Source organism: Reichenbachiella agarivorans, from assembly GCF_025502585.1.
GTDB lineage: Bacteria > Bacteroidota > Bacteroidia > Cytophagales > Cyclobacteriaceae > Reichenbachiella > Reichenbachiella agarivorans.
Genome location: NZ_CP106679.1, coordinates 1830318 through 1853363, shown reverse-complemented (window position 1 = coordinate 1853363; position 23046 = coordinate 1830318). Strand labels below are relative to the sequence as shown.

Sequence of the window (23046 nt, the reverse complement as noted above, 5' to 3'; positions counted from 1 at the left end):
TGTGTTTTTAATGTTCTCTAACTGGCGGTCTTTGAAACAGAACGGAACAACCAGTTGATAATAATAGCAAGAAATCTCGTATGATTTCGCCAGCCACCTTTAATTTAAATGAATTTGGCGAAAAAAGTAGGCTTGCATACTACTTTTGATTCAAGTATTCCACGAGTTTCTCACAAAGATTGGCTATTTCGGATGACATAAACTCATCGCCTGTTGCATTGAGTAGCGTATTGGATGCACTACCTAACATGTTAACATAGAACATCTTCATGGCATCTACATTCATGTCTTTGGTCCATAAATCTAAGTTTAGCGTGTCCTTTTTTTCATCATCCCAAAAAGAGAGAGAAATGGCCTTGGATAACTGTATAGCGCCATCTACGTTGTCTTCTGCTGACCATTCGATGCTTTCCGGAACATTGTTTTCATCTAGGGTGACGTCAACTGTAATTTTTGATTTTCTCATCTTCTTATTGTTGTCTTAATATTCTTATACTCTCTTTCTTATCCTTTCCCAACTGATTTTTCAACGATTCTAGTGAGTCAAACTTCATTTCATCTCGAAGGTAATTGATGAAAGAAATTTTCAATTCTTGTCCATAAATATCTTCGTCAAAATCAAAAATATGCACTTCGATCACACGATTCACGCCATCGACTGTAGGCCTTACGCCGATATTGAGCATGGCGTCAAATGTCCCTTCCTTCATGTGAACCTTGACTGCATACACGCCATCTTTAGGCACCACTTTATAGGCCGCCTTGAGTTGAATATTGGCCGTAGGGAATCCTAGACCTGTACCTATTTTTTTACCCGAAACCACTGTACCTATCAAGGAATAGTGTCTGCCCATGTATTCACTGGCTTGATCAACATTTCCCTGTAGAAGCGCCTTTCTTATCTTGGTAGAACTCACCCCTACATCATCAATGTCCTGTCGAGGAATTTCTTCCACCTCAAACTTGAACCTTTTGTTGTTTTCCTTGAGGTATTCGAAGCTGCCCTCTCTATTCTTACCAAACTTATGATCATACCCGATGATCAGCTTTTTAGTTCCCAACCTATCTACCAACACCTCTTGGATGAATTGCTCTGAACTCAATTGAGAAAATTCTGCTGTAAATTCAATTTTGATGATGTAGTCAATGCCTACTTCGTCCATGATGGCCGCCTTCTCTTCAAAATTGCTTAAGAGTTTGAGTGTATCATCTTCTGGAAATAAAATAAATCTTGGGTGAGGCCAAAAGGTGAGTACTACACTATGCCCGTTTTCTTCTTTGGCAGCTTGTACGATCCTTTTTAGAATCTTTTGATGCCCTATATGCACACCATCAAAGGTCCCACTCGTCACAATGGCGTTGGGTATATGTCGAATTTGATCAATTCCTTCGAGTACGATCATTAAAATTGGGGTTCAAAAAATTTTCTTTGCAAAACTAATCTCTATGCAGACTGGAAATAAACTCTTCCAGATTATATGCATCGTCAAGCTTATGGTGTCCAATCGCTGTCCTGCAAAGAGAGGACATATACGCACCACAAGACAATGCCTCTCCCAAGTCCCTCACCAGACTCCTGATGTAAGTCCCTTTGGAGCAATCAATCTCAAATCTGACCTCTGGCAAGGCAGATGTATCTACCTCAAATTTAGTCACTGATACTGGGCGAGGATCTAATTTTGCGTCTTCCTTTCGTCTTGCCATTTTGTAGGCACGCTCTCCATCTACCTTGATGGCACTATATATAGGAGGGATTTGCATGATATCTCCTGTGAGCTGATCTGCGGCTTTCTTCACCATATCACTCGTGACATGGGAATAGTCCGTCTCCGAATCAAACGCGGTTTCTAAATCAACCGATGGTGTAGTCTTGCCCAGTACCAATGTGCCTGAGTAACTCTTTCCCATGTCTTGATACTCATTGATTTTTTTTGTGGCTTTACCCGCACATACGATTAGTAAGCCTGTTGCCAATGGATCCAAAGTACCTGCGTGACCAACTTTTTTGACCTTGAGTTTTCCCCGTATTTTCTTCACTACGTCAAATGAAGTCCATTCATAGGGTTTGTCAATCAGGAATACTTCTCCCTTATCAAAATCTAATGTTGAAATATTTATCTGATTCAAAATAACAAACTTCCTATTACTGTCAAAATACCGATAACCCCACAATACACTGCGAAATAAATCAGCTTACCTTTTTTCACAATGGATATCATCCATTGACATGCCAACAGCCCTGCAACAAATGCCGCAACAAAGCCTACCACCAAACTCAAAACGGGTATATCGGATGCTAAACTAGGAGCTTCTGCTACGTCTTTGATTTTGAGCAACATCGCCCCCATAATCGGAGGGAGCACCATCAGAAAGGAAAACCTAGCTGCTCTCTCTCTGTTGACACCCAATAAGAGCGCTGTAGAAATGGTAGAACCAGACCTAGAAATACCTGGCAAGATCGCAATGGCTTGAGCAATCCCTATAATCAAGGCACTTTTAAAGGTCACTTCGCCCTCATGATTTTTGTTGAAGTAGGTAAAAGAAAGAAGCAATGCTGTCACCACAAGCATGCAGCCTACCAGCAATATTTTGCCGCCAAACAAAGCTTCAACTTGATCCTCAAATAGTAAGCCTACCAATCCCACAGGAATCATAGACAATACGATTTTGGAAGCAAAAATTGTCTCCTCGTTCCATTGGAACTTGAATAAACCTAGGATGATCTGGAGGATGTCTTTTCTGAATATTACGATGGTACTCAGTGCCGTTGCGCCATGCACCAAAATGGAGAATAACAGATTGTTTTCAGACTCTACACCCAAAAAGTAGCTACCTAACTCCAGGTGTCCACTACTACTGACTGGCAAAAACTCTGTCAATCCCTGTATGATTCCAAGGATCAGTGCTTCAATTATGCTCATTGATCCTGCTTCGCTTTGTACAATATGGCTACAAACTCAATGACAAACCCAAGAATTACCACGATAGGACCCAATGTCAGTCCCAAAAACCCAAAACCATAAGGCTCGGTATCCAAAGTCATGATGAAAAATCCTAGAACTAGAACTGCTATACCGATCAACATGATGATGTAGTTGATTTTGGAAAACGCTAATTTGTTATTGCTCATATCAATATAATTCGTCAAGCGACATTTTCATGTATTTTTTAATGGCTGCAAATGTACTCATAAAACCCACAAGTAACCCAACCATCAAGATAGCTCCTGCCAATACTAACAACTGCTCTGGCTTCAGCAAATCCATAATTCCTTCTACTTGTCTCTCTACAAAATGTAATAGTGCCCACAACAGTCCCACTGCTAAAAAGCCAGAGAGCAATCCAAAGATAGAGGCTCTTGACAAGAAAGGCTTTCGGATGAATGATGAAGTAGCTCCTACCAATTGCATACTGCGGATCAAAAACCGCTGCGAAAACAAAGCAAGCTTGATGGTATTGTTGATCAATATAACTACCACGATCAATAGGATTACACTAAAACCAATCAATACAAAGCTAATTTTCTTCACATTGGCATTGATGCTCTGTACGAGGTTTTCAATATAGGTAACTTCATAGACTCCTCGTATGAACTCTATCTCCTTTTTGATTTCACTGAGGTTGGCAGCTGCCTGAAAATCTGGATCAACTTTGATGATAATCACATCCCTGAGCGGATTGTCTCCTAAAAAATCTACAAAATCTTCTCCCGTCTCTTTGACGAATGCCTTGGCTGCTGCTTCCTTGGTGATGTGTTCTATCTGAGCCATTCCTGCCTTTTTGGTCACATAGTCTTTGCTCGACAGGATTTTAGTGATTTTGACAATCTCGTTTTCACTCAGGTTTTTGTGAAGGAAGACCTGCATCTCGACATTCTCTTGAATCAAGCGAGTCAAGTTCTTGGTAGTCATGATGAGCAGACCGAATAGTCCCATGACGAACAGTGCCAGGGTGATACTAAACACGACACTTGCGAAAGGGTAGCTTCCAAGCTTTTTCTTACGATATTTTTTTTCCTTAGCCATTTTGCGAAATCAAAAATAGTTTCATTCCATGAAATTACTTTCAATTCTAAGACATTTCAACGAAGGAAAAGGTATGATCAGAGATTATTGCTCTTGATACTGTCCAATTCGACAATAAGCTTCTTGTTTTCTATTTTAGAAAGTGGTGTGACCAGTGCTGCAGTTTTGTCTAGTCTGAAAAAAATCTCCATCATAGTAGAAAAACAATTTTTTTGCTCCCGGCGTATTGATCTCGATGATTTCATAAGGCGACTCATTGAACCTCCCATAGAGATACAATCTATTGTCTTCCATTCTGTAATGGAAATTGTACTTGCGAGAGGTGATGGTCTGAATGTTGATTCGATCAATTTTAGATACAGAAGGCACCTTTTCTATGCGTTGGGGACTTTCCAATGAGACCGCTGCTCCTTCGAATTCGTCCTGTTGATATCCAGCATCTACCACTGGCAACTCAAAGTTGATTTCATTGGCAACTACCGCTTCCACCTCGGAAGACTCCTCTACCTCCTCGATTACCAATTCTATTTTAGGCTCTTCGATGTCTTTGTGTACATAGCGGAAATTCAAATCAGGAGTGATGTTGGCTCCCACACCGCTACTGATAGAGTATTGGGACTTAGCATCTAGCGATTGCAAATGAAACTCAGTCGCTGTCTCTGTGTTGTAATACATATACGAACCGATGCTGACTGCCAATCCTGTCACTGCATACACCGCAGGTTTGAAAATTGAACTCTGCATGAGAGAACCAACCAAGGTTGTTTCTACGGCAATATTATTCAGTCTCGATTTGAGCTCCAGTGCTCTGCGTGATTTGAGACTGCTGATGATATCGTGTTGATTCTCGAACTCTGCCTTGAGCATAGGATCACTCTCAACTCTGCCTTCAAAGACAAGTCTATCAGCCCCCTTCATTTCTCCACTGAAATAGGCATCCAACTGTTCGCTATAATTACTTCTAATCGACATACTAATCTAAAAAATCACTTGATGTATAATTCCTTTTAATCATCATATCAAGCTTCTTTTTGCATTTATATTTCTTAGTCTTGGCGGTGTCTGTGTTGGCAAAATCTAGCTTTTCGGCTATATCCTGCATCGACAGTCCGTCGAAATAGTGGTATGTTAATATTTTTCTACAAGTCTCTCCGAGTTGATCAATACAATCGTTGATGATCTTAATTTTCTCTTGTCTTTCGTGATCTTGAAAGACCGACGCCTCTACCATCTCGCCAGAGTTACGACTTTTTCTATCCAATTCTTTCCTCCACAAATTCAAACATATGCTGTAAATGAATGTGCTGATCTTAGAAGTCAATACCAGATTGCCAGAAATCGCTTTCTGCCAAAAGACTAGCAAAGCATCTTGAAACACATCCTTGGCCTCATCTTCGGTACCACTATTGTTCAACACGATGCGTGTCATCATCTTGTAGTACTTCTTGTAGAGATAGTCCAAGGCAGCTTCGTCTCCTCTGCTTACCCGTTCCAATATTTCATGATCCTTCATCGGATAAAAGCCGCAGCTTTTGTTTAGATACTGATATAGATTAAAATGTAACCCTTGCTAGGTAAAATCGGTGTAAGACCTAAATTATGTCAAAATATAGGTAAATCCAATATATTGGCCTGATTGCAAGGTTTCTCAACTTACAATTAGGTAATATCTCCTATAAAATTTCAGTTGTTTTACGGATGGAAAAAAGTTTTTTAAGTCGCTCATTGACACCTCTCCATCATAAAAAAACAAGCAAAATCAAAACATTATCACCAACTCAATAGTCTAGTAGGGGTGATGTTTTATATGTATTTTGTAAAATGACTATATGAAAAGGGTATAAATGGGAAAACAACACAACAGAAAACAAACAACGAACATGAGCATCCATCTCACACAGTTAGCAATCAGTTTGCTACCAGAAGCCCTCGGCTTATTAAAAAAACTTAGTAACAAGAAAAGTGCATTGAGCTCTGCAGAAATAGAACAATTGTTCGAAAAACAATTTGAATTCAATCAAAAGACCTCTGCTGTCATCGAGCAAATCACCAAAGAAAACACACGACTCAAGGGTCTATTACTATTTACCACGATAGTGGCATTGTTGGCTGTTGCTTTGGCGATTACGAGCATGGTCAACTAAGAGCTGACGTCATAGAGAGAATGTACGCATGATCTCTGTCTTGTCTGATCGGTGGTACCAATCATTGATCACCAGTTCAAATTGATTGATATGCGCAGTGCCAAAGTCGATATTCTTGTGATGGGAGAGAAATTTCATGTATGCCTTCTGATCGACCAAATCCTCCTGATACCGCATCACCGTAGAGTGAGCAGTCCGAATGGCATAACGAGTATCGATGCTGTGCATCAAATCACTCTTTCTAAATCGCTCTCTCAGTCCATCACGCAAGCGATCCAAATCGGCACTTTGTGGGTATCCCTGAATCAACGGGCCAACCTTGGACAAGGTCAAACCTCGTAGCAGTATCTCAAAAGATCCTATGTTTCTCAATTCTTCCGAAATGACATATTCGTACTCAGTCAGCACTTTCAATTGATCTGTTCGCACATCTGCAGAGCATGAAATAATGGACAGCACAGTCCAATGCACTGTCTCAATCGGATAGTAATATTGACTAGGTTCTATTTTCTTCAACTCCCGTTGAAAAGCCAATATAGTGTCTAAGACTTCTTGATTGGGTCTAATTCTCAGTGTGATACCAATTCTTTTGTCTTCCTTGGATTTCAAATATGGGTCTTTGAAAAGCCTCCCTTCTTTCAGGTTCTCCCAAGACTCCTTCCACATCAAGTCATAGTGCGTTTGGAGTTCGCTCATTGGTAAGGAAGCCAAGTTTGGGTTCTAAATAGAAACGAAATGTAGCCTCTGACTTGAAGCTTCCCATCTTCCACCCATAGCTTGCAATCGTATATTTTTCCATTTTCGGGATCCAAGATTGTCCCATCCTCATATTCATTGTCGCTTTTTATCAAATCACGGATGATCTCCATGCCGATTACCTTTTGTTTGTATCGATCATCCTTGGTGCTACATTCGACACAAATTGGGTCTTGCTCCTCGCCTGAGGTTCTGTAGAGTTTTATCACCTTTCCATAATATTTATCTCCCTTTTGGAAAATCTCCACAACTGACTTGGGCTTCCCTGATTCGTCATCGATGGTTTTCCATTTGCCTACAATACTTTGGGCACAAACCACCCCTTGCAGCAGTAGCGAGGTAGCAATAATCATACATGTCTTTTTCATTTTCATAAGGCTGATAGTTGAATATAAGTTTAATATTAGCAATGAATGATGGGTAATTGATCGGAAGCCTATCAGAAATATTGATATCAAAGAAGGTTTTTACCTTTGGATACAAAATCCCCATGATAGACGAGCATTGCAAATCAAAGCGACGAGTCGCACAAATACACTTCAACATTTCATTCAATTCAATAAAATATACCATTTGTTTTGAACTATCCAATGGATGAGCTTGTTTGCTGTTTAGAATCACAAAACAATAAAGAATGCTTTAGGTATTAATCTTTGAATATGTGGTTCATAGTATTAGATTTGCAAAAAAATTCAAACACTAAATTATTGATCAATGATTAAAGTTGCAATCAACGGATTTGGGCGTATCGGAAGGTTAGCGTTCAGAGCATTATTAAAAAAAGAAAATGTAGAGGTAGTTGCGATCAACGACCTAACGGACACTAAGACACTAGCGCACTTGTTGAAATATGATTCTACTCAAGGCAAATTTGACGGAACTGTCGAGGCTGCTGCAGATGGCATCATCGTCAACGGAAAGAAAATCGGCATCACTGCCGAGCGAGTTCCTGCTGACCTACCTTGGAAAGCCCTAGGAATCGACGTGGTATTGGAGTCAACAGGTAGATTCGTAGACGAAGCTGGCGCAAGCCAACACTTGACAGCTGGTGCTAAGAAAGTGGTGATTTCTGCTCCTGCAAAAGGAAACATTCCAACTGTCGTATTGGGTGTGAATGACAACATCTTGACTGGTAAAGAAACAATCATGTCAAATGCGTCATGTACTACTAACTGTCTAGCTCCAATCGCTAAAGTATTGCATGATAGCTTCGGACTAGAGCAAGGATTCATCACAACTATCCACGCCTACACTGCGGATCAAAATCTGCAGGATGCTCCACATGCTGACTTGAGAAGATCAAGAGCTGCTGGCATCAACATGGTACCAACATCAACTGGAGCTGCTAAGGCTGTAGGTTTGGTTCTTCCAGAATTGAATGGCAAGTTGGACGGTAACTCAATGAGAGTACCTACTCCAACAGGGTCTATCACTGACTTGGTTGCAGTTCTTTCTAGAGAGGTGACAGTTGCTGAAGTAAACGCTGCAATGAAAGCTGCCGCTGAAGGCCCAATGAAAGGTATCTTGAGATATACTGAAGATCCAATCGTATCTTCTGATATCGTAGGTGACCCACACTCTTCTATCTTTGATGCGGGTATTACTTCGGTAAATGGTAAGATGGTAAAAGTTGCTTCTTGGTATGATAACGAGGCTGGCTATTCTAACAGAGCAGCTGACTTGATCTCTAAGATTGGCTAAGATTTTCTTTGAATAAAAAGGAATAGATATTGAAACCCTGGCTATTGTCAGGGTTTTTTTTGGGGTTCATCAAGAAAGTCAAATTAGGGCTGCTGCATCAAAATGCCTCGGTAAAACCTATGATAAAGGCGCTAGAATTACCCTGTCCCCAGCCATAATCCAATCTCAGGTTAGCCTTGTTTTTACTATCCACGAGTACACGCAAGCCCAATCCTCCGCCGTACCATAGGTCAGATAGTGCCATCGAAGCATAGTTGGGCGCCACTCTGCCTGCACTTGCAAAAGCTACCGCTCCAAATATTTTCCAAACAGGAATGCGATACTCCACTTGGCTATCAAATAGCACTTTGTCTCGAATGGCTCCTTTGAAATAACCCCGCATTCGACTAATTCCCCCAATTTGGCTCAGTGCATAAAACGGAACCTCTCCTATATTGGCTGAGGTTACTCCTTGAAATGCTATCACATGTTGATACCAAGGTCGAATGAACTTTCTAAAGTCAATTTTGAATGAAGCGTACTCAAAATCACTCCCAATCAAAGAAGTAAAGTATTTAAAATCGACTTCCACAAAGGTTCCCTTCATGCTGTTATAGCGATGATCGCGTGTATCCCAAATCAAAGCAGGCCCAAGCCCCGAAATTGCTCCTCCTTGATAGCCTGGCACTTGGTTTTCAGTAATAAAACTAACAGAATCAGTCTTAACCGAATAGTATGCATTGAAAGCTTGAGACACACCAATATAAAACCGCTTATAATCATCTTTGGACATCAAAATTGAATTCACAAAGTTGACGGTCGTTGTTTGGACAGTCTCTTCTTTCTCGCTATTGATTTCATTTCCTATCCCAAACAAATGCTCAGGAAAATCTATAAATCCTGATTCTGCATTCCATATCCATTTATTCTCTTTGAAGTAACTCCTACTACTCAGTATCACTTTTGACTGTCCCTTACTAGACAGAGAAGCTAGGACTGTGAAATTAGATGCTGCACTGACACTATCTCCTTCGACCAAATCCACCATATTGTACTTGACCAAACCATAGACATGACCCGTTTCTTGTGCATAAGAGTAAATTGGAAATGGAATAAATTGAAAAAACAACTCTGCTTTTTTATTGAACACAGTCAGCTCATGTTTGACTGACTGATGCACACTGTCCCAATTAGCCGAACTAAGTTGGGCTCGGGATGTATTCACATTGACAAATAAGAATAGTAAAAATAAAATTTTCTTCACGAAAACATCTATTACTGCAATACAAGTCGTGAAGCTATGAAATAAAGATTAAAACGATTCAGTAAAACCGATAACAAATGCCTTGGCATCTTGTTCTCCCCAACCAAAATCCATTCTCAAGTTGGCTCGGTTATTACTGTCTACCATGATACGCAACCCCACACCACCACTGACCCATACATCTTTGAGATTCATAGTTCCATAGTCGGGTGCTACGCGCCCTGCTCCAGCAAAGGCAACCATGCCAAAAATCTTCCAGATCGGCATACGGTATTCTACCTGCACATCTGCAATAGCTTTGTCTCTAATTGCACCTTGATAATAGCCTCTCATCCGCTCTGACCCTCCCAATAGCGCCAGTGCATAAAATGGCACAGTCCCTGTATTGAGTTCTGTATATGCCTGCACACCTATGACGTGATTCATCCAAGGATTGATGAATTTTCGCATATCCAACACAAAAGAGCCATAATCAAAATCACTTCCCAAATACCCTCCGAAATATTTGTAACTGGTAGCGATATAAGCTCCCGTACGACTGTTGTACTTATGGTCTCTGGTGTCAAAAATAAAAGCTGGCCCTAAACCTGAAATAGCTCCTCCTTCATAACCTGGTACGTTATTTTGATCCAAATAACTACTCGAATCCAACTCTACATCGACATAGCTGCGGTATTCCTGAGCTACGCCCGCATACATAGTTTTTGAATCTGTAACAGCCATAAATGCCGAATTGACTGCATTGTAGCTCTTGGTAGCGATCTCTTCCAGACCATCTCTGGTCACATCATTGCCTATTCCTAGAAAAAACTGAGGAAAGTTGATATAACTGGCCTCACCCTGAATCACAATTTTATCCTCATTGAGATATACTCTACTACCCAATACAAACTTGATCTGACCAAATGACGAAGCGGAGGCCAACGCACTAAAGCTAGATGCTGCACTGACTGTATCCCCCTTGACGATATTGATCAGGTTGTATTTGACCAAACCATACACTTGACCTGTTTCTTGTGAGTAGGAATAAATAGGAAAGGGTATGAACTGAAACAACACCTCCGCCTTCTTGTTGAAAGCATCAAATTTTGAAATAGCTGGAGACTCTGCAGTAAGTGTATCGGCAGCCTGCTCGATACTTTTGTCTTGCGCTATCGTTGTTTGAGTTATTAATACAAATAATAAAATGCTTAGGCTGAGGTTTTTGTAGTTCATAGAGGTAGAATAAATCTGAGATTACTAATTCAGGTTTCAAGTTAATACCTAATCATCAATTTCCTTAAAAATTTACGCTAACATCATCACATTTCGCCCATTCTTGAATTCCAAGCAATCATACTTTATCAAGAAATCACTTCTTAAACCTTACATTCAAAATCACCCCGAGGATCACCAGAAACATCCCTGTGTAACTCATCCAATCATAAGTCTCTCCGAAGATAAAAAAGCCAAAACCAAGTGAATAAAGCAATCCCGTGTAATTGATGATTGAGACTTTAGAAATCTCCTCTAATTGGTAAGATTTGGTCATATAGAATTGTGCGATTTGGGTAAAAATTCCTACTAAAAGGAGAAAAAACCAATCCCATCCAACGGGTGTGACCCAATCAAAACATGTTGCTATACCCGCTAGGGGAATTGTCACCAAAGGGAAATAAAGTATGATGACCAATGGATGTTCAGAGGTTTTGAGCAAGCGCACCCAATTGTAAGCCAAGCCCGCAAAAAAGGAAGCTCCCAACCCCATGGCTAGATGTAACATAGAAATCCTCGTGTCAAAACCTTGTATCACCAGCACCCCTAAAAATGATATACCAAAGAAAAGATATTGTTTCCAATTCACTTTCTCTTTGACGATATACACCCCTAAAATGGCAGAAAAAACTGGAGACAAGTACTGCATGCTGGCAGCAGCTGCAAGAGGAATCTGCTGCAAGAGTGAAAAAAATAACACCAACGATAGAGCTCCCGTTGCTCCTCTGAGGATCAAAACTTTGCGATTATTCCCCCAAAAGGAGACCTTCTGTCGCATCAAAAAATAACCACTGATCACCAGTGAGATGATTGAGCGAAACAGGATAACCTCGACTGCTGGGATATGCGAAACTTGCTTGATACATACTTTCATCAGCGAAAATACAAAGGCTGCGATGATCATGTATTGAACTCCTTTGGATAGCTGCATTCTCTAGGCGTTGAGAATCATTCCATCCTGTATTGTGATCTTCCTGTCTGCCATCTCAGCAAGAGACTGGTTGTGTGTCACAATGACAAAAGCCTGAGCAAACTCCTTTTGCAGCTTGAAAAAGAGTTTGTGAAGTTCTTCGGCATTTTTTGAATCCAAATTGCCACTTGGCTCATCTGCAAAGATCAGTGATGGCTTGTTGATCAGTGATCGCGCCACTGCCGCACGTTGTAGCTCACCGCCAGATACTTGAGCGGGCTTATGGTCTCGCCGCTCAGCAATCCCTAATAGATCCAGCAAATATTCGGCATATTGATCCAAATCCCGACCATTGCGCCCCTGAATGAACGCTGGCATGCATATGTTTTCTTTGAGGGTAAACTCTGGCAATAAATTGTGAAACTGGAAGATAAAACCAATCTCACGGTTACGAAAATTAGCCAAATCATTGGGTTTCAGTCCCACTGTGTTTTTGCCGTTGATCTCCACAACTCCAGCATCAGGTGTATCCAATGTGCCTAAAATCTGCAGCAGGGTACTTTTACCTGCTCCTGACTCTCCTACTATGGAGATGATTTCACTCCTTTCTACACTGAGGTCTATGCCTTTCAGTACTTCGAGCTTCCCGTATGATTTATGAATATTTTTGGCTTGGAGCATGGAATATACGTTTGCCAACAAAGATATGTATCGAAAATGAACTTTGGCGTCTGAGCAAAAAAAAAGGCTATTCTATCGAACAACCCTTTTTAATCCACCTGTATTATCCCGTGTCTTTGTGACAACCAGTGAAGTTTAAAAAGGGAGTTGTCACTTTGTAACAACCCCTTTAATCCACCTGTATTATCCCGTTTTTTTTTGGACTTTTGAAGTAGCGTTTAAAAAAGAACTGTCACTCTGTAACAGTCCTTTTAATCCACCTGTATTATCCCGTATCTTTGTGACAACCAGCGAAGTTTAAAAAGGGAGTTGTCACTTTGTAACAACCCCTTTAATCCACCTGTATTATCCCGTTTTTTTGGACTTTGTGTAGAAGTTTAAAAAAGAGTTGTCACTTTGTAACAACCCTTTTAATCCACCTGTATTATCCCGTATCTTATAAAGTCACCGCTGTGACTAGTTTTCTTTCTTTGTAGCTGATCTCAAGATCTCACCTGAGAGTCAAGTAATTAATACTTTGTGTTTTAATTACAATTCAAAAGTAGAGGGAAAATGAAGCTGAAAAAATAGAGGATATACGTAAAAAAAAAATTAGGAATTATGGCTAGAAAATTCGGATTAGCGAAGACTATTGATTGAAAAAATATAACTATTCCAATATTTATTGAAACAATACAGGTAATGTCATGTGATTAAATTTAGTCCAAAGGACATAGTGATCATGCCCTACTAAGTAAGATGAATAAATTTCTATTAGTTGACTAAGAAAATTACCTAGGATTTTATGGTTTTGAGTAGTCTTGTTGGCTATTCAAGGTCTATGATTCTCTCCTTGATCGCGTATTTGACTAGCTGTGCGGTGCTCTTCATGCTCAATTTTTGCATGATATGATTCCTATGTGCATCCACAGTACGGATAGAAATAAAGAGTTTGTCTGCAATTTCACGATTGGACAGACCCGATGCAATCTGACGCAATACCTCTACTTCACGCTTGCTGAGATCTTTGTTTTCCTTCGCAACTTGCTCACCCTTACTTTGTTTGTAGAAGCCTTTGAAGATTACCTCAGATATTTTGTCTCCAAAATACTGCTCTCCTGTCATTACTTTTCGGATGGCCTCTGCTAGTACTTCTTTTTTGGTGTCTTTGGCGAGATATCCCGAAACGCCCGCTTTGATGGCTTCTGAGATATGATCTTGGGTTACTTCCATCGACAAAATGATAATCCTGATACCGTCATAATCCTCTATGACCTTTTTGGCAGTTTCTATACCATTCATGCCGGGCATATTGATATCCAATAGCATCACGTCTGGTTTTTGTGCTGCAATCTTGACAAGGGCTTGCTCACCACTCTCTGCATCACCGATGATTTCAAAATCATCATAAATAGATAACATGGTAATAATTCCTTCTCTTACTAATGAATGATCGTCTACAACGAGGATATTGATTTTTGACATAGGTTTATCGGTCTAAGTATTGAGTGGAAACCAGGATTTGATTACAGTGCCCTTGCCCACGGACGAACTAATCTCAAAATGTCCGTTCTGCAAAGATGTTCTTTCTTTCATATTTTTAATGCCATTCCAATTATTTTCTGTATCAAAGCCTACTCCATCATCTGTGACTTCTAAGATAATATTTTGATTCGTAGATTCCACTTTTATTGACACATTACTTGCATGGGCATACTTGATGATATTGTTGGTGGCCTCTTGGGCTATTCTATAGATGGCATTTGACAGCTCCATGTTGTAGTCGTCGGGTATATCTATATAGTGCGTCACTACAAAGTCCCCTACATACTGAATCTGTTCTACGAGATACTCCATGGTCTTTTTGAGTCCAAATTCCTCTAAATGACGATTGGACATGTTGCGCGACACACGTCTCACCTCCTCTAGTGTAGTGGCCATCAGATCTTCTATCTCTTCTTTTTTGGCTTCCATGATCTCACTGTGATCCGTTTCGAGCGAAGAAATTTTAAATTTTGTAGCTACAAGCATTTGTCCAATCCCATCATGTATATCTCTAGCCATTCGGCTTCTTTCGTATTGTTGGGCATTGAAGATCGACTTGCTGATTTCGCGCTGCTCGGTGATATCCTGCACGATTCCCATGATGGAAACAATATTCCCTTTGTTGTTGTACTTAATGTTGCCCGAATTGCGGAGTATTCTTACATCATCGTCATTGGGTGTTTTGATCCGATGCTCAATGTCATAAAAGCCCTTTCCGTTGAACAGTACTTCTCTGAGATAAGGTCTGTCTTGACTATGTATCCTATCTCTATACAATTCTCGTACGGACAGTTCAGGTTTGTTTTTTAACTCAAATATCTCAGCAAATCCGTCTGAGTAAATAAAGCGTCCACTACGCGGCATCCACTCAAAACTACCTATATGTGCGACTGCCTCTGCGTTTTCGAGGATTGCTTGGTTTTTTTTGAGTTTCTCTTCGTTCACTTTTTTCTCGGTGATATCCATGAGTGTACCAGACGCACGCAATGGCGTGCCATCTGGTGCTCTGCGTATGACTTTACCTCTCACCAAAACCCATTTAGCGGTCTCTGCATCGTCATTGCGAATGGAGAATTCTTGGTCAAAGATCGCGGATCTACCTGCCACGTGCTCATCCATTTCTTGTTTGAGCCTTTCTCTTTCTACATTTTCATATCCTTGAAAATAATTGAATGCCTGTATTCCTTCCTCAGGAGGGAGTCCCAAAATAGACAAGCTACGACTGTTATAGACAATGGTGTTGGACATAAAATCCAAATCCCAAACTCCCAAATTGGTTCCTTCCAAAGCCAATTCTAAACGCTCCTTGCTTTGGATCAATTCATGTTCTACTGTTTTGCGGTGACGCAGTGCCTTTGCTTCGTTAAGTGCTCGCTCGATTACCAGAGGTAATCTGGAGAGGTGGTCTTTGGATACGTAGTCTGTCACGCCCTTTTTCAATGCCTCTACGGCCGTTTCCTCTCCTACCAATCGAGACACGATGATAAAAGGAATGTCTATGTCTCCCAACACATCAAAAGCATCCAATGCCGTACAGCTAGGCAGGTGATAATCAGAGATCACCACATGTGGTAAAAAATCATAAAGATTTTCTCTAAAGGATTTCAAATTATTGACCGTGACCGCATCATTGTCCAGCCCCGCACGGTTCAACTCATAAATTGCCAACTCTGCATCCTCAACAGAGTCTTCTAGCAGCAGTATGTTCAGTTTTTTGTATTCCAATTTCTAATTTGAATAATATAGAATAGGTCTGTAATGTAAATTTAACAGAAGATAATCAAGCTAACGACAAAGCATCGATGCTTCACTGTTTTTTTGAACCAAGAAAATTGTTTGACGGAACATATTTCTAAGAAAAGATAGGAGCATTTATAGAACAAGGTAGACTTAGAACCCACAATTCTGACAATAGTTTCTATTCTGAAGTGAGTTTAGAAAATGCTTTCTTGAAAATAAGCTCGTATTGAACTAGATTCGCGCCGAAGGTATCCCTACGGGGCACAAAAATTATAGCACATGAACATTCACGAATATCAATCAAAAGAAATCCTCAAAGGATATGGCGTAACAATTCAAGAAGGAATTGTTGCAGATACTCCTGAAGCTGCCCTAGTAGCTGCGAAAGAACTAAACGCCCAAACTGGCACAGAATGGTTTGTCATCAAAGCACAGATTCATGCTGGAGGTAGAGGAAAAGGTACAATCAATGAAACGGGATCACATGGTGTCGTGCTTGCTAAAAACCTAGGTGAAGTTTCTGACAAAGCAAAAGCTATCCTCAACGGGACTTTGGTAACGCACCAAACTGGTCCAGAAGGCAAAAAAGTAAACAAGGTATTGATCGCACAGGATGTGTACTACCCAGGCGAGTCTGAGCCAAAAGAATATTATCTAAGTATCCTACTAGATAGAGCCAAAGGATGTAATGTAATCATGGCATCTACCGAAGGTGGTATGGATATCGAAACAGTGGCAGAAAACACACCAGAGAAAATCATCAAAGAATGGATCAATCCAGCAGTAGGATTGCAAGGTTTCCAAGCTAGAAAAGTAGCTTTTGCTTTGGGTCTAGAAGGTGAGGCATTTAAAGGAATGGTGAAATTCATCTTCTCTTTGTACAAAGCATATGAAGGCACTGATTCATCTATGTTTGAGATCAACCCCGTATTGAAAACATCTGACAACAAAATCTTGGCAGTAGACGCCAAAGTAGATTTGGATGACAATGCGCTATTCAGACACAGAGATTTGATGGAGTTGAGAGACTTGTCAGAGGAAGATCCTGCCGAAGTAGAAGCTGGTAAGTCTGGATTGAACTACGTGAAGCTAGATGGTAACGTCGGCTGTATGGTCAACGGAGCTGGACTAGCGATGGCGACTATGGACATCATCAAATTGTCAGGTGGAGAGCCTGCCAACTTCCTAGATGTAGGAGGCTCAGCCAATGCACAGACTGTAGAAGCTGGTTTCCGTATCATCATGAAAGATCCAAACGTCAAAGCTATTTTGATCAACATCTTCGGCGGTATCGTGAGATGTGACAGAGTAGCCAATGGTGTCGTGGAAGCTTACAAAAACATCGGAGAAATCAACATCCCGATCATCGTGAGACTACAAGGAACCAACGCAGAAGAAGGTGCTAAAATCATCGAAGAGTCAGGCTTGAAAGTTTACTCAGCGATCGTATTGAAAGATGCTGCTGCCAAGGTGAAAGAATTGATATAAGAGTATTGAGTATCTAGTATTGAGACTTTTGGTCTAAGTACTAGATACTCAGTACTATTATCTAATAATGCATGCGTAGTTCAACTGGATACCTGTCTGCCGACAGGCAGGGAATACTAGATTTCGGCTCTGGAGATTGAGGGTTCGAATTGTTACCTGTGCGTGCTATGTTTGTAGAATGTTTTTTGTTTACATTCTTAGAAGTAAAAAAAGTGATTGGCATTATATTGGTCAAACACAGAACTTAGTATCTAGAATTAAACAGCACAATGCTGGAAAGACAAGATCCACAAAAGGTTATAGACCGTTAGATCTTGTCTATTACGAGGTTATAAAGTCAAGAGAAGAAGCTCTGGCTAGAGAAAAGTATTTTAAATCAGGTACAGACAGAGAGTTTCTGAACCATACTATTGATATAAAAAATGCATGCGTAGTTCAACTGGATAGAATACCAGATTTCGGCTCTGGGGGTTGAGGGTTCGAATCCTTCCGCGTGCACAATCACACTAGGCTAACACATTAAAAAAAACAATGTGTTAGCCTTTTTTGTTTTAGTATCCCCGACCATTTTCCGAAAAAATTGAAATTAATCGTAAGTTCTCCAGATTATTGGCAAATAATTAAACCCCAACATTTTGAACTCAAGATCTTTTCAATGGCTCTTTAAAAAGGTTTAGCATAAGATTCTTTTGACCTAAAACGGGAAGTTACCCCCGGTCATGATGAGGTTCTCGTACCATGACACAGCCATTTTTGTCGCATTTCGATCGTTTATGAGAATGATCTGTAAGAATACTTTTAGATTTGACATGGAGGCACTCTGTACTATCCAAATATGAAAAAGCTTTTTACCCTAATCAAGGTCACAATCATACTGGTTTTTGGTCTTTTCATAGTCCTGACTGTCACGGCATGGTTGATGCAGGACAAAATAACCAAATTGGCTATAGATGAAATCAGCAGGATCGTTGAGGCACCTTTGGGGGTCGAAAAGGTTTCTTTTTCACTCATTCGTGATTTTCCTCTGGCCACTGTGCAATTTGAAGGAATCTGGCTGGGTTCTTCTCCATCATTGGAGGATTCATTGGCTGCTCAATCATTTGACACTTTGGTGAGATTCAACAAACTGTATGTATCGGTAGAGTCCAGACCTTTATTGGACAACATTTTTAACATCCGCAAAATAGACATAGATGGTGGAGTAGCTAAGTACCTAGTCAATGAAAAGGGTGTTTCTTGTTATGATTTTTTACTGAAACAAGATTCTACCGTTGATGATCAGGATGATGTAGCACAGCCACTTCATCTTAGCCTTGACCAAGTCACCATCAGTAACCTGATCTGCTATTATCAAGATGACCAAATCAAAGCGAAGGCGCGACTCCATCTTGACCAAATCAATGGAGAGCTCAAAATAACTCCCCAGGCACTGGCTATCTCAGCAGATGGGAACATAGGTCTGTCAGCCTGTGAGTATGCGCAAACCAATCTGTACCAAATGGAACGAACAGATCTACAATTGAAAATCCACTACCATACGGATACGCTTTCTATTGAGGAAATGAAACTAACAACTGAGGGTGCGTCACTAAGTGTCTTGGGTAAACTGACCTTTGCTGAACAGATAGATACAGACCTCTCTCTATCAGCTACCGAGCTTGACCTAGCTCTACTCAGCAAGTATCTGCCATCAGGGTATCTTGCCGCCCTTGGACTCGGTGACATAGCTGGGATGTTACATGTCAGTGCTCGTGTGCAGGGCCCTGTATCGGATCAGAACATGCCGCATTACGAATGTACCTATGACCTCTCACAGGCACGAGTGAAAGTAAAAGCATACCCTGCATTAACCAGTATTTTCATCCATGGATCAGCCACCAATGGCCGCTTAAACAACCCGATGACGACTGCTATCAATGTAGATGAAATGAGACTAAAAACTGCTGGCAATACGATCACATTGACTGGTAGCGTTTACAACCTTGACCAACTGCACTACAAGCTTAAATCCCATGTAATCCTCAATCTGGCAACTTCTAAACCTTATCTACCCGACAGCTTGATACGCCACCTATCGGGTAGGGCAGAGCTGGATTTTCAAACCACGGGTGTACTGCCCGATTCCATCACCTTGGATTATATGGACGATGTCCTGGCATCCAGTCAGGCACACTTGCTGCTGCAGGATGTAAATATGGACTGGGATACCACCTTGTCCTTGCAACACGTCTCTGGTCAGCTGCATTATCGTCAGAAGGAATTGCGCATGGACAGCTTTTCGATCAATGTTCCTCAATACAACATCCATTTGATGAATAATTCGCTATCCGCGAAACTCATCGGTTCGATCAGTCATAGAGACTCGCTAGAAGCACTCTTCACCTTCCAGGCTATAGAAATGCCAGGAGGCTCCCTCAAAGGAACAGCAAGGATAAGTAACCTCAACCATCCGTCGATCGAGCTGAATGATACGCTCATCGTGGATCTTGCCGCTATGAGACCATTCATATCAGACTCTGTCGTCAAGGACATCAGAGGAAAAATCAGTGCTACCATTCAATCAAAAGGAACCATTGATTTAGATTCCATTCCTGAGCAGATTTTGGATCTGGTCTATGACCAAAGTCTCTTCGATATATACCTGCAAGACCTCTGGCTCGAAATGCCTGACACCTTGCTCAACGTCCAACAACTGAGCGGTCATATCAATATAGCACCAGAGTTGATCAGCATAGATCACTTCAGCGGTGTTTACAGTCATGTCAAAATAGAGATAGACAAGACTACCATCAAAAACCTAGTCACTACCTTGGTAAAAAACAAACCAGGGAAATTGGAGATCAGTGGCGTCTGGAGATTGGGTGATTTGAATTACGACATGTTGGGTTATTGGATGGACACGACGAAGGTCAATGATTCAATCCCTGTGGATGAAGCATCTAGCACTTCATATGAACTGGATTATGAAATAAAAGGCAAGGTTTATGTAAACAGTGTCCGGTACAATAATGCTTTGGTTGAAGATATCTCGACACTCTTTAACCTGAAAAAGGATGTGTACACGATTGATCAACTCAAGTTCAAGGCATTTAATGGTACGATGAACTCGTCCATTAAAGTGGTAAGGCAAGAGAACGATATAATGGAAATCGATATAAAAAACCAAATCGATAAAATGGACATCCGAAAACTACTCCATGACATGGACAATTTTGATCAGACCGAAATGACCTATCAAAACATCAATGGTATTCTTTCCACCAAAGAGTTTTTTACCCGAGTGGTCATGAGAGGAGACTCCATCATCTATCCTGACATGAGAGTCTCTGGAGACCTTACGCTGGAGAAAGGGGCTGTCTATAAATATAAGCCCGTGCAGGCTATGGCTTCATCTTTGCCAGGTGTCAATAATCTCGACACATTGGAGTTAAAAACGGTAAACAGCAGCATTTTTATCTTTAAAAATGCCATCTATGTACCCAAAACCTATGTGGTCAGTAATGCTTTCGATATTACCGCCTTTGGGATGCAAAGCTTCGGGGAAGATTATGAATACCATCTACAAGTAGTTCTCGGGGAAATACTATTAGGGAAATCCAAAAAAACACTCAAACAACAAGAAGATATGGACGATGTAACATCAGAAAGTAGCCGCAATTCTATCTTCTTGAAATCATATAGCCTGAATGGTAAGGATGGCAATGGTCTGGATAACAGACAGAGCCGGACAGGCATGAAAATCAAAGTGAGGACTCAGGAAAAACTGTTGAACCTCATCTTTCATCCCAAGTTTATCACATTTGACACTGGAGTGGTAGAATAACCTGGATTCGGACAAGAAACCATATGATGTCTTCATCTCACTGATTAGCAAAAAAGACTATGAAAGCACATAAAATTAAAAAATACCTGCTGATTCTACTAAGCGTATTCTCTATGAAGGTCGCTGCGCAAGACCTTCAAATAGGCGATGTAGTCCCTGATATTGTGCTCAAAGATACAGAGGGAGTGGAGATCAAATTATCTTCTCTGAGGGGTCAGGTGGTTTTGATTGACTTTTGGGCCTCTTGGTGCAAACCCTGCCGAAAAGAAAATCCAGAAATCATAAAAACCTATGAAGCCTACAAGGACAAAACATTCAAAAATGGCAATGGTTTCACTGTATTCAGTGTCTCGTTGGATCATAAAGAATCGGCATGGAAAAAGGCGATCGCTACCGACCATCTGACATGGCCATATCAAGTGAGTGACCTGAAGGGGTGGAATGGTGAAGTGGCTAAAATGTATGGAATCAAAAGTATTCCCCAGAGCTATCTCATCGATGGAGAAGGGCAAGTCATCAGCATCAACCCCCGCGGGGAGTCTTTGGAAAAAGAGCTTAGGAAATTCAGCAAAAGAACTTTCTTCTTTATGAACGAGTAGACTTTCCTGAACTAATCTTTGTAAGCCCCACTTGAGACTACGTTGGGGTCACATGAAAAATTATGGGAACTTGTCCATAGGACTCCTACTGAGGCGAATTGATTTTTCAACTGTAACAGTAGTAAAGATTCTGCAAATGCATTTCTGTGGTTGAAACAAGTGAGAATATTCTGGGTCGATTGTATTTAGAAGAGAAGTAAGGGGCGTAGCCCTGCCTTCTTCGTAGCAATTTGTGCGATTAATGAGGGATTGAGGGACTTTAGTTCTGACATCTAAAATAGAAAAAGCTAATGGGATAAACACCATGCAGAGGCAGGTATTTTTTAAGGTGTCAGGGCTAGCGCCCCTTTGTCTTTCCGACTCCTCTTTAACTACTATGATTTCAGAGCAACGCTCCTCTTTTTTTACCCTGCCAAATTGTACGCTATTAAAATAATTCGATTTTTGTACTCGACTATAAAACTACTCCACATCATTTTCATGTAAACCAATTTACCTTCTCCCCATATCATTTAAGGTGATCCACACTTTGCTTCAGCATAGATTAGGGCTTTCAGAAAAAAAGGGTGCAAAGCCAATGCTCTATACCCTTGATCTTATAATCTTCTGACTACTCAGGTTATTTTAACCCTGCTTTGGCTTCAGCCAGCAGGTCTTGTAACCTACCTATGAGTTCAGCTCCTTCTGTACTTGCCACTCTGGCATTGGATGAACTACCACATCCAAGATCATCCGCCAACTGATCTATGTCATCTTCGGGATATTCTTTCCCATCGTATTTATAGACACATTCTTTATTGTCGCAACAAGCTGTTACATCCTTTGAGGGACAAATTTCTTCCTGAGAACAAGATTCTAGAGCATCAACTGCGCTATCACAGTTCGTCAACATCACTGCCGTCAGCCCAAAAACCAACAACAATCCGAATATTCTAACATTTTTCATAGCTTATTTTTTTGATATAATTATTTGAACACGCCATATATCCCTTCATCTTCTCCTTTTGAATCTGGCTTTAGAATGTAAAGATATTGTACTCAACGAAAGCTTACTATCTAAAATCTTACCAAGTTTACGGATTTCTAATCAAAGGTCTTCTATAATAATCAGAGAAACAGACTAAACACACTTAATGGGAGTGGTCTTAGTGCATGATG

At 40.7% G+C, this 23046-nt stretch carries 22 protein-coding genes, 1 tRNA gene and 1 pseudogene; 7 read left to right on the top strand and 17 right to left on the bottom strand.

All coding sequences use genetic code 11. The features are described 5' to 3' along the window. Positions 1-139 precede the first annotated feature (139 nt). The 8 genes from gldC to N6H18_RS07780 form a co-directional block, all read right to left on the bottom strand. Positions 140-466: a gliding motility protein GldC gene (gldC, locus tag N6H18_RS07815; protein WP_262311276.1), complete on the bottom strand. Its 327-nt coding sequence runs from the start codon at positions 464-466 to the stop codon at positions 140-142. Between the two features lie 4 nt (positions 467-470). Beyond that, positions 471-1403: a bifunctional riboflavin kinase/FAD synthetase gene (locus N6H18_RS07810; RefSeq protein WP_262311275.1), complete on the bottom strand. Its 933-nt coding sequence runs from the start codon at positions 1401-1403 to the stop codon at positions 471-473. Between the two features lie 34 nt (positions 1404-1437). Further along, a complete protein-coding gene (gene truB / locus N6H18_RS07805) occupies positions 1438-2130 on the bottom strand; it encodes a tRNA pseudouridine(55) synthase TruB (RefSeq protein ID WP_262311595.1) in 693 nt (230 codons plus the stop codon). Then, a complete protein-coding gene (locus N6H18_RS07800; RefSeq protein WP_262311274.1) occupies positions 2124-2921 on the bottom strand; it encodes an undecaprenyl-diphosphate phosphatase in 798 nt (265 codons plus the stop codon). Before N6H18_RS07800 ends, truB begins: the two co-directional genes overlap by 7 nt. Further along, positions 2918-3130 (bottom strand): DUF3098 domain-containing protein, encoded by a 213-nt coding sequence (locus N6H18_RS07795; RefSeq protein WP_262311273.1) that lies wholly within the window; start codon positions 3128-3130, stop codon positions 2918-2920. Before N6H18_RS07795 ends, N6H18_RS07800 begins: the two co-directional genes overlap by 4 nt. Before the next feature lies 1 nt (position 3131). Continuing rightward, positions 3132-4025 carry a cell division protein FtsX gene (locus N6H18_RS07790; protein ID WP_262311272.1) on the bottom strand — a complete coding sequence of 298 codons (894 nt, stop codon included), beginning with the start codon at positions 4023-4025 and terminating at the stop codon, positions 3132-3134. Positions 4026-4160: 135 nt separating this feature from the next. Then, positions 4161-4997, bottom strand: coding sequence for a hypothetical protein (locus N6H18_RS07785; protein WP_262311271.1), 837 nt, complete (start codon positions 4995-4997; stop codon positions 4161-4163). A gap of 1 nt (position 4998) precedes the next feature. Further along, complete coding sequence (locus N6H18_RS07780; RefSeq protein WP_262311270.1) at positions 4999-5538, bottom strand: RNA polymerase sigma factor; 540 nt, start codon at positions 5536-5538, stop codon at positions 4999-5001. Between the two features lie 331 nt (positions 5539-5869). On the opposite strand from N6H18_RS07780, the gene N6H18_RS07775 reads away from it, so the two are divergent. Next, on the top strand, positions 5870-6169 hold the full coding sequence (locus N6H18_RS07775) for a hypothetical protein (RefSeq protein WP_262311269.1): 300 nt from the start codon (positions 5870-5872) through the stop codon (positions 6167-6169). Positions 6170-6178: 9 nt separating this feature from the next. On the opposite strand, the gene N6H18_RS07770 is transcribed toward N6H18_RS07775, so the two are convergent. Together N6H18_RS07770 and N6H18_RS07765 are read right to left on the bottom strand one after the other, a co-directional pair. Continuing rightward, positions 6179-6865 (bottom strand): mutarotase, encoded by a 687-nt coding sequence (locus N6H18_RS07770; RefSeq protein WP_262311268.1) that lies wholly within the window; start codon positions 6863-6865, stop codon positions 6179-6181. Next, positions 6862-7293 carry a DUF2147 domain-containing protein gene (locus tag N6H18_RS07765; protein ID WP_262311267.1) on the bottom strand — a complete coding sequence of 144 codons (432 nt, stop codon included), beginning with the start codon at positions 7291-7293 and terminating at the stop codon, positions 6862-6864. The genes N6H18_RS07770 and N6H18_RS07765 overlap by 4 nt, the downstream gene beginning before the upstream one ends. 346 nt (positions 7294-7639) lie before the next feature. On the opposite strand from N6H18_RS07765, the gene gap reads away from it, so the two are divergent. Then, a complete protein-coding gene (gap, locus tag N6H18_RS07760; protein ID WP_262311266.1) occupies positions 7640-8626 on the top strand; it encodes a type I glyceraldehyde-3-phosphate dehydrogenase in 987 nt (328 codons plus the stop codon). Positions 8627-8723: 97 nt separating this feature from the next. Here the strand turns inward: gap and N6H18_RS07755 are convergent, their stop codons facing one another. The 6 genes from N6H18_RS07755 to N6H18_RS07730 form a co-directional block, all read right to left on the bottom strand. Then, on the bottom strand, positions 8724-9830 hold the full coding sequence (locus tag N6H18_RS07755; RefSeq protein WP_262311265.1) for an outer membrane protein assembly factor: 1107 nt from the start codon (positions 9828-9830) through the stop codon (positions 8724-8726). An 87-nt stretch (positions 9831-9917) separates the two neighbouring features. Continuing rightward, positions 9918-11084, bottom strand: coding sequence for an outer membrane protein assembly factor (locus N6H18_RS07750; protein WP_262311264.1), 1167 nt, complete (start codon positions 11082-11084; stop codon positions 9918-9920). Between the two features lie 136 nt (positions 11085-11220). After that, entirely contained in the window at positions 11221-12054 is an 834-nt protein-coding gene (locus N6H18_RS07745; protein ID WP_262311263.1) for a DMT family transporter, read from the bottom strand. 3 nt (positions 12055-12057) lie between these two features. Beyond that, positions 12058-12714, bottom strand: a complete 657-nt coding sequence (locus tag N6H18_RS07740) for an ABC transporter ATP-binding protein (RefSeq protein WP_262311594.1) — start codon at positions 12712-12714, stop codon at positions 12058-12060. 807 nt (positions 12715-13521) lie between these two features. Then, positions 13522-14178: a response regulator gene (locus N6H18_RS07735; RefSeq protein ID WP_262311262.1), complete on the bottom strand. Its 657-nt coding sequence runs from the start codon at positions 14176-14178 to the stop codon at positions 13522-13524. 12 nt (positions 14179-14190) lie between these two features. Further along, entirely contained in the window at positions 14191-15963 is a 1773-nt protein-coding gene (locus tag N6H18_RS07730; RefSeq protein WP_262311261.1) for a hybrid sensor histidine kinase/response regulator, read from the bottom strand. A gap of 294 nt (positions 15964-16257) precedes the next feature. Between N6H18_RS07730 and sucC the strand changes: the two genes are divergently transcribed. The 5 genes and pseudogenes from sucC to N6H18_RS07705 all read left to right on the top strand — a co-directional run bounded on the left by sucC (position 16258) and on the right by N6H18_RS07705 (position 21888). Beyond that, positions 16258-17466: an ADP-forming succinate--CoA ligase subunit beta gene (gene sucC, locus N6H18_RS07725; protein WP_262311260.1), complete on the top strand. Its 1209-nt coding sequence runs from the start codon at positions 16258-16260 to the stop codon at positions 17464-17466. Positions 17467-17644: 178 nt separating this feature from the next. Further along, positions 17645-17839, top strand: a pseudogene (locus tag N6H18_RS18740) (GIY-YIG nuclease family protein); the annotation flags it as partial. A gap of 51 nt (positions 17840-17890) precedes the next feature. Continuing rightward, a tRNA-Arg gene (locus N6H18_RS07715) sits at positions 17891-17964 on the top strand. 337 nt (positions 17965-18301) lie between these two features. Beyond that, positions 18302-21289 carry an AsmA-like C-terminal region-containing protein gene (locus N6H18_RS07710; RefSeq protein ID WP_262311259.1) on the top strand — a complete coding sequence of 996 codons (2988 nt, stop codon included), beginning with the start codon at positions 18302-18304 and terminating at the stop codon, positions 21287-21289. 59 nt (positions 21290-21348) lie between these two features. Further along, positions 21349-21888, top strand: coding sequence for a peroxiredoxin family protein (locus N6H18_RS07705; RefSeq protein WP_262311258.1), 540 nt, complete (start codon positions 21349-21351; stop codon positions 21886-21888). A gap of 619 nt (positions 21889-22507) precedes the next feature. Here N6H18_RS07705 and N6H18_RS07700 read toward each other — a convergent pair. Further along, a complete protein-coding gene (locus N6H18_RS07700) occupies positions 22508-22834 on the bottom strand; it encodes a hypothetical protein (protein ID WP_262311257.1) in 327 nt (108 codons plus the stop codon). Positions 22835-23046 lie beyond the last annotated feature (212 nt).

Bases quoted from the DNA above. Each gene is read 5' to 3' on its own strand.
- gldC (WP_262311276.1), bottom strand. From the start codon at position 466: ATGAGAAAATCAAAAATTACAGTTGACGTCACCCTAGATGAAAACAAT.
- N6H18_RS07810 (WP_262311275.1), bottom strand. From the start codon at position 1,403: ATGATCGTACTCGAAGGAATTGATCAAATTCGACATATACCCAACGCC.
- N6H18_RS07800 (WP_262311274.1), bottom strand. From the start codon at position 2,921: ATGAGCATAATTGAAGCACTGATCCTTGGAATCATACAGGGATTGACA.
- N6H18_RS07795 (WP_262311273.1), bottom strand. From the start codon at position 3,130: ATGAGCAATAACAAATTAGCGTTTTCCAAAATCAACTACATCATCATG.
- N6H18_RS07790 (WP_262311272.1), bottom strand. From the start codon at position 4,025: ATGGCTAAGGAAAAAAAATATCGTAAGAAAAAGCTTGGAAGCTACCCT.
- N6H18_RS07785 (WP_262311271.1), bottom strand. From the start codon at position 4,997: ATGTCGATTAGAAGTAATTATAGCGAACAGTTGGATGCCTATTTCAGT.
- N6H18_RS07780 (WP_262311270.1), bottom strand. From the start codon at position 5,538: ATGAAGGATCATGAAATATTGGAACGGGTAAGCAGAGGAGACGAAGCT.
- N6H18_RS07775 (WP_262311269.1), top strand. From the start codon at position 5,870: ATGGGAAAACAACACAACAGAAAACAAACAACGAACATGAGCATCCAT.
- N6H18_RS07770 (WP_262311268.1), bottom strand. From the start codon at position 6,865: ATGAGCGAACTCCAAACGCACTATGACTTGATGTGGAAGGAGTCTTGG.
- N6H18_RS07765 (WP_262311267.1), bottom strand. From the start codon at position 7,293: ATGAAAAAGACATGTATGATTATTGCTACCTCGCTACTGCTGCAAGGG.
- gap (WP_262311266.1), top strand. From the start codon at position 7,640: ATGATTAAAGTTGCAATCAACGGATTTGGGCGTATCGGAAGGTTAGCG.
- N6H18_RS07750 (WP_262311264.1), bottom strand. From the start codon at position 11,084: ATGAACTACAAAAACCTCAGCCTAAGCATTTTATTATTTGTATTAATA.
- N6H18_RS07745 (WP_262311263.1), bottom strand. From the start codon at position 12,054: ATGCAGCTATCCAAAGGAGTTCAATACATGATCATCGCAGCCTTTGTA.
- N6H18_RS07740 (WP_262311594.1), bottom strand. From the start codon at position 12,714: ATGCTCCAAGCCAAAAATATTCATAAATCATACGGGAAGCTCGAAGTA.
- N6H18_RS07735 (WP_262311262.1), bottom strand. From the start codon at position 14,178: ATGTCAAAAATCAATATCCTCGTTGTAGACGATCATTCATTAGTAAGA.
- sucC (WP_262311260.1), top strand. From the start codon at position 16,258: ATGAACATTCACGAATATCAATCAAAAGAAATCCTCAAAGGATATGGC.
- N6H18_RS07710 (WP_262311259.1), top strand. From the start codon at position 18,302: ATGAAAAAGCTTTTTACCCTAATCAAGGTCACAATCATACTGGTTTTT.
- N6H18_RS07705 (WP_262311258.1), top strand. From the start codon at position 21,349: ATGAAAGCACATAAAATTAAAAAATACCTGCTGATTCTACTAAGCGTA.
- N6H18_RS07700 (WP_262311257.1), bottom strand. From the start codon at position 22,834: ATGAAAAATGTTAGAATATTCGGATTGTTGTTGGTTTTTGGGCTGACG.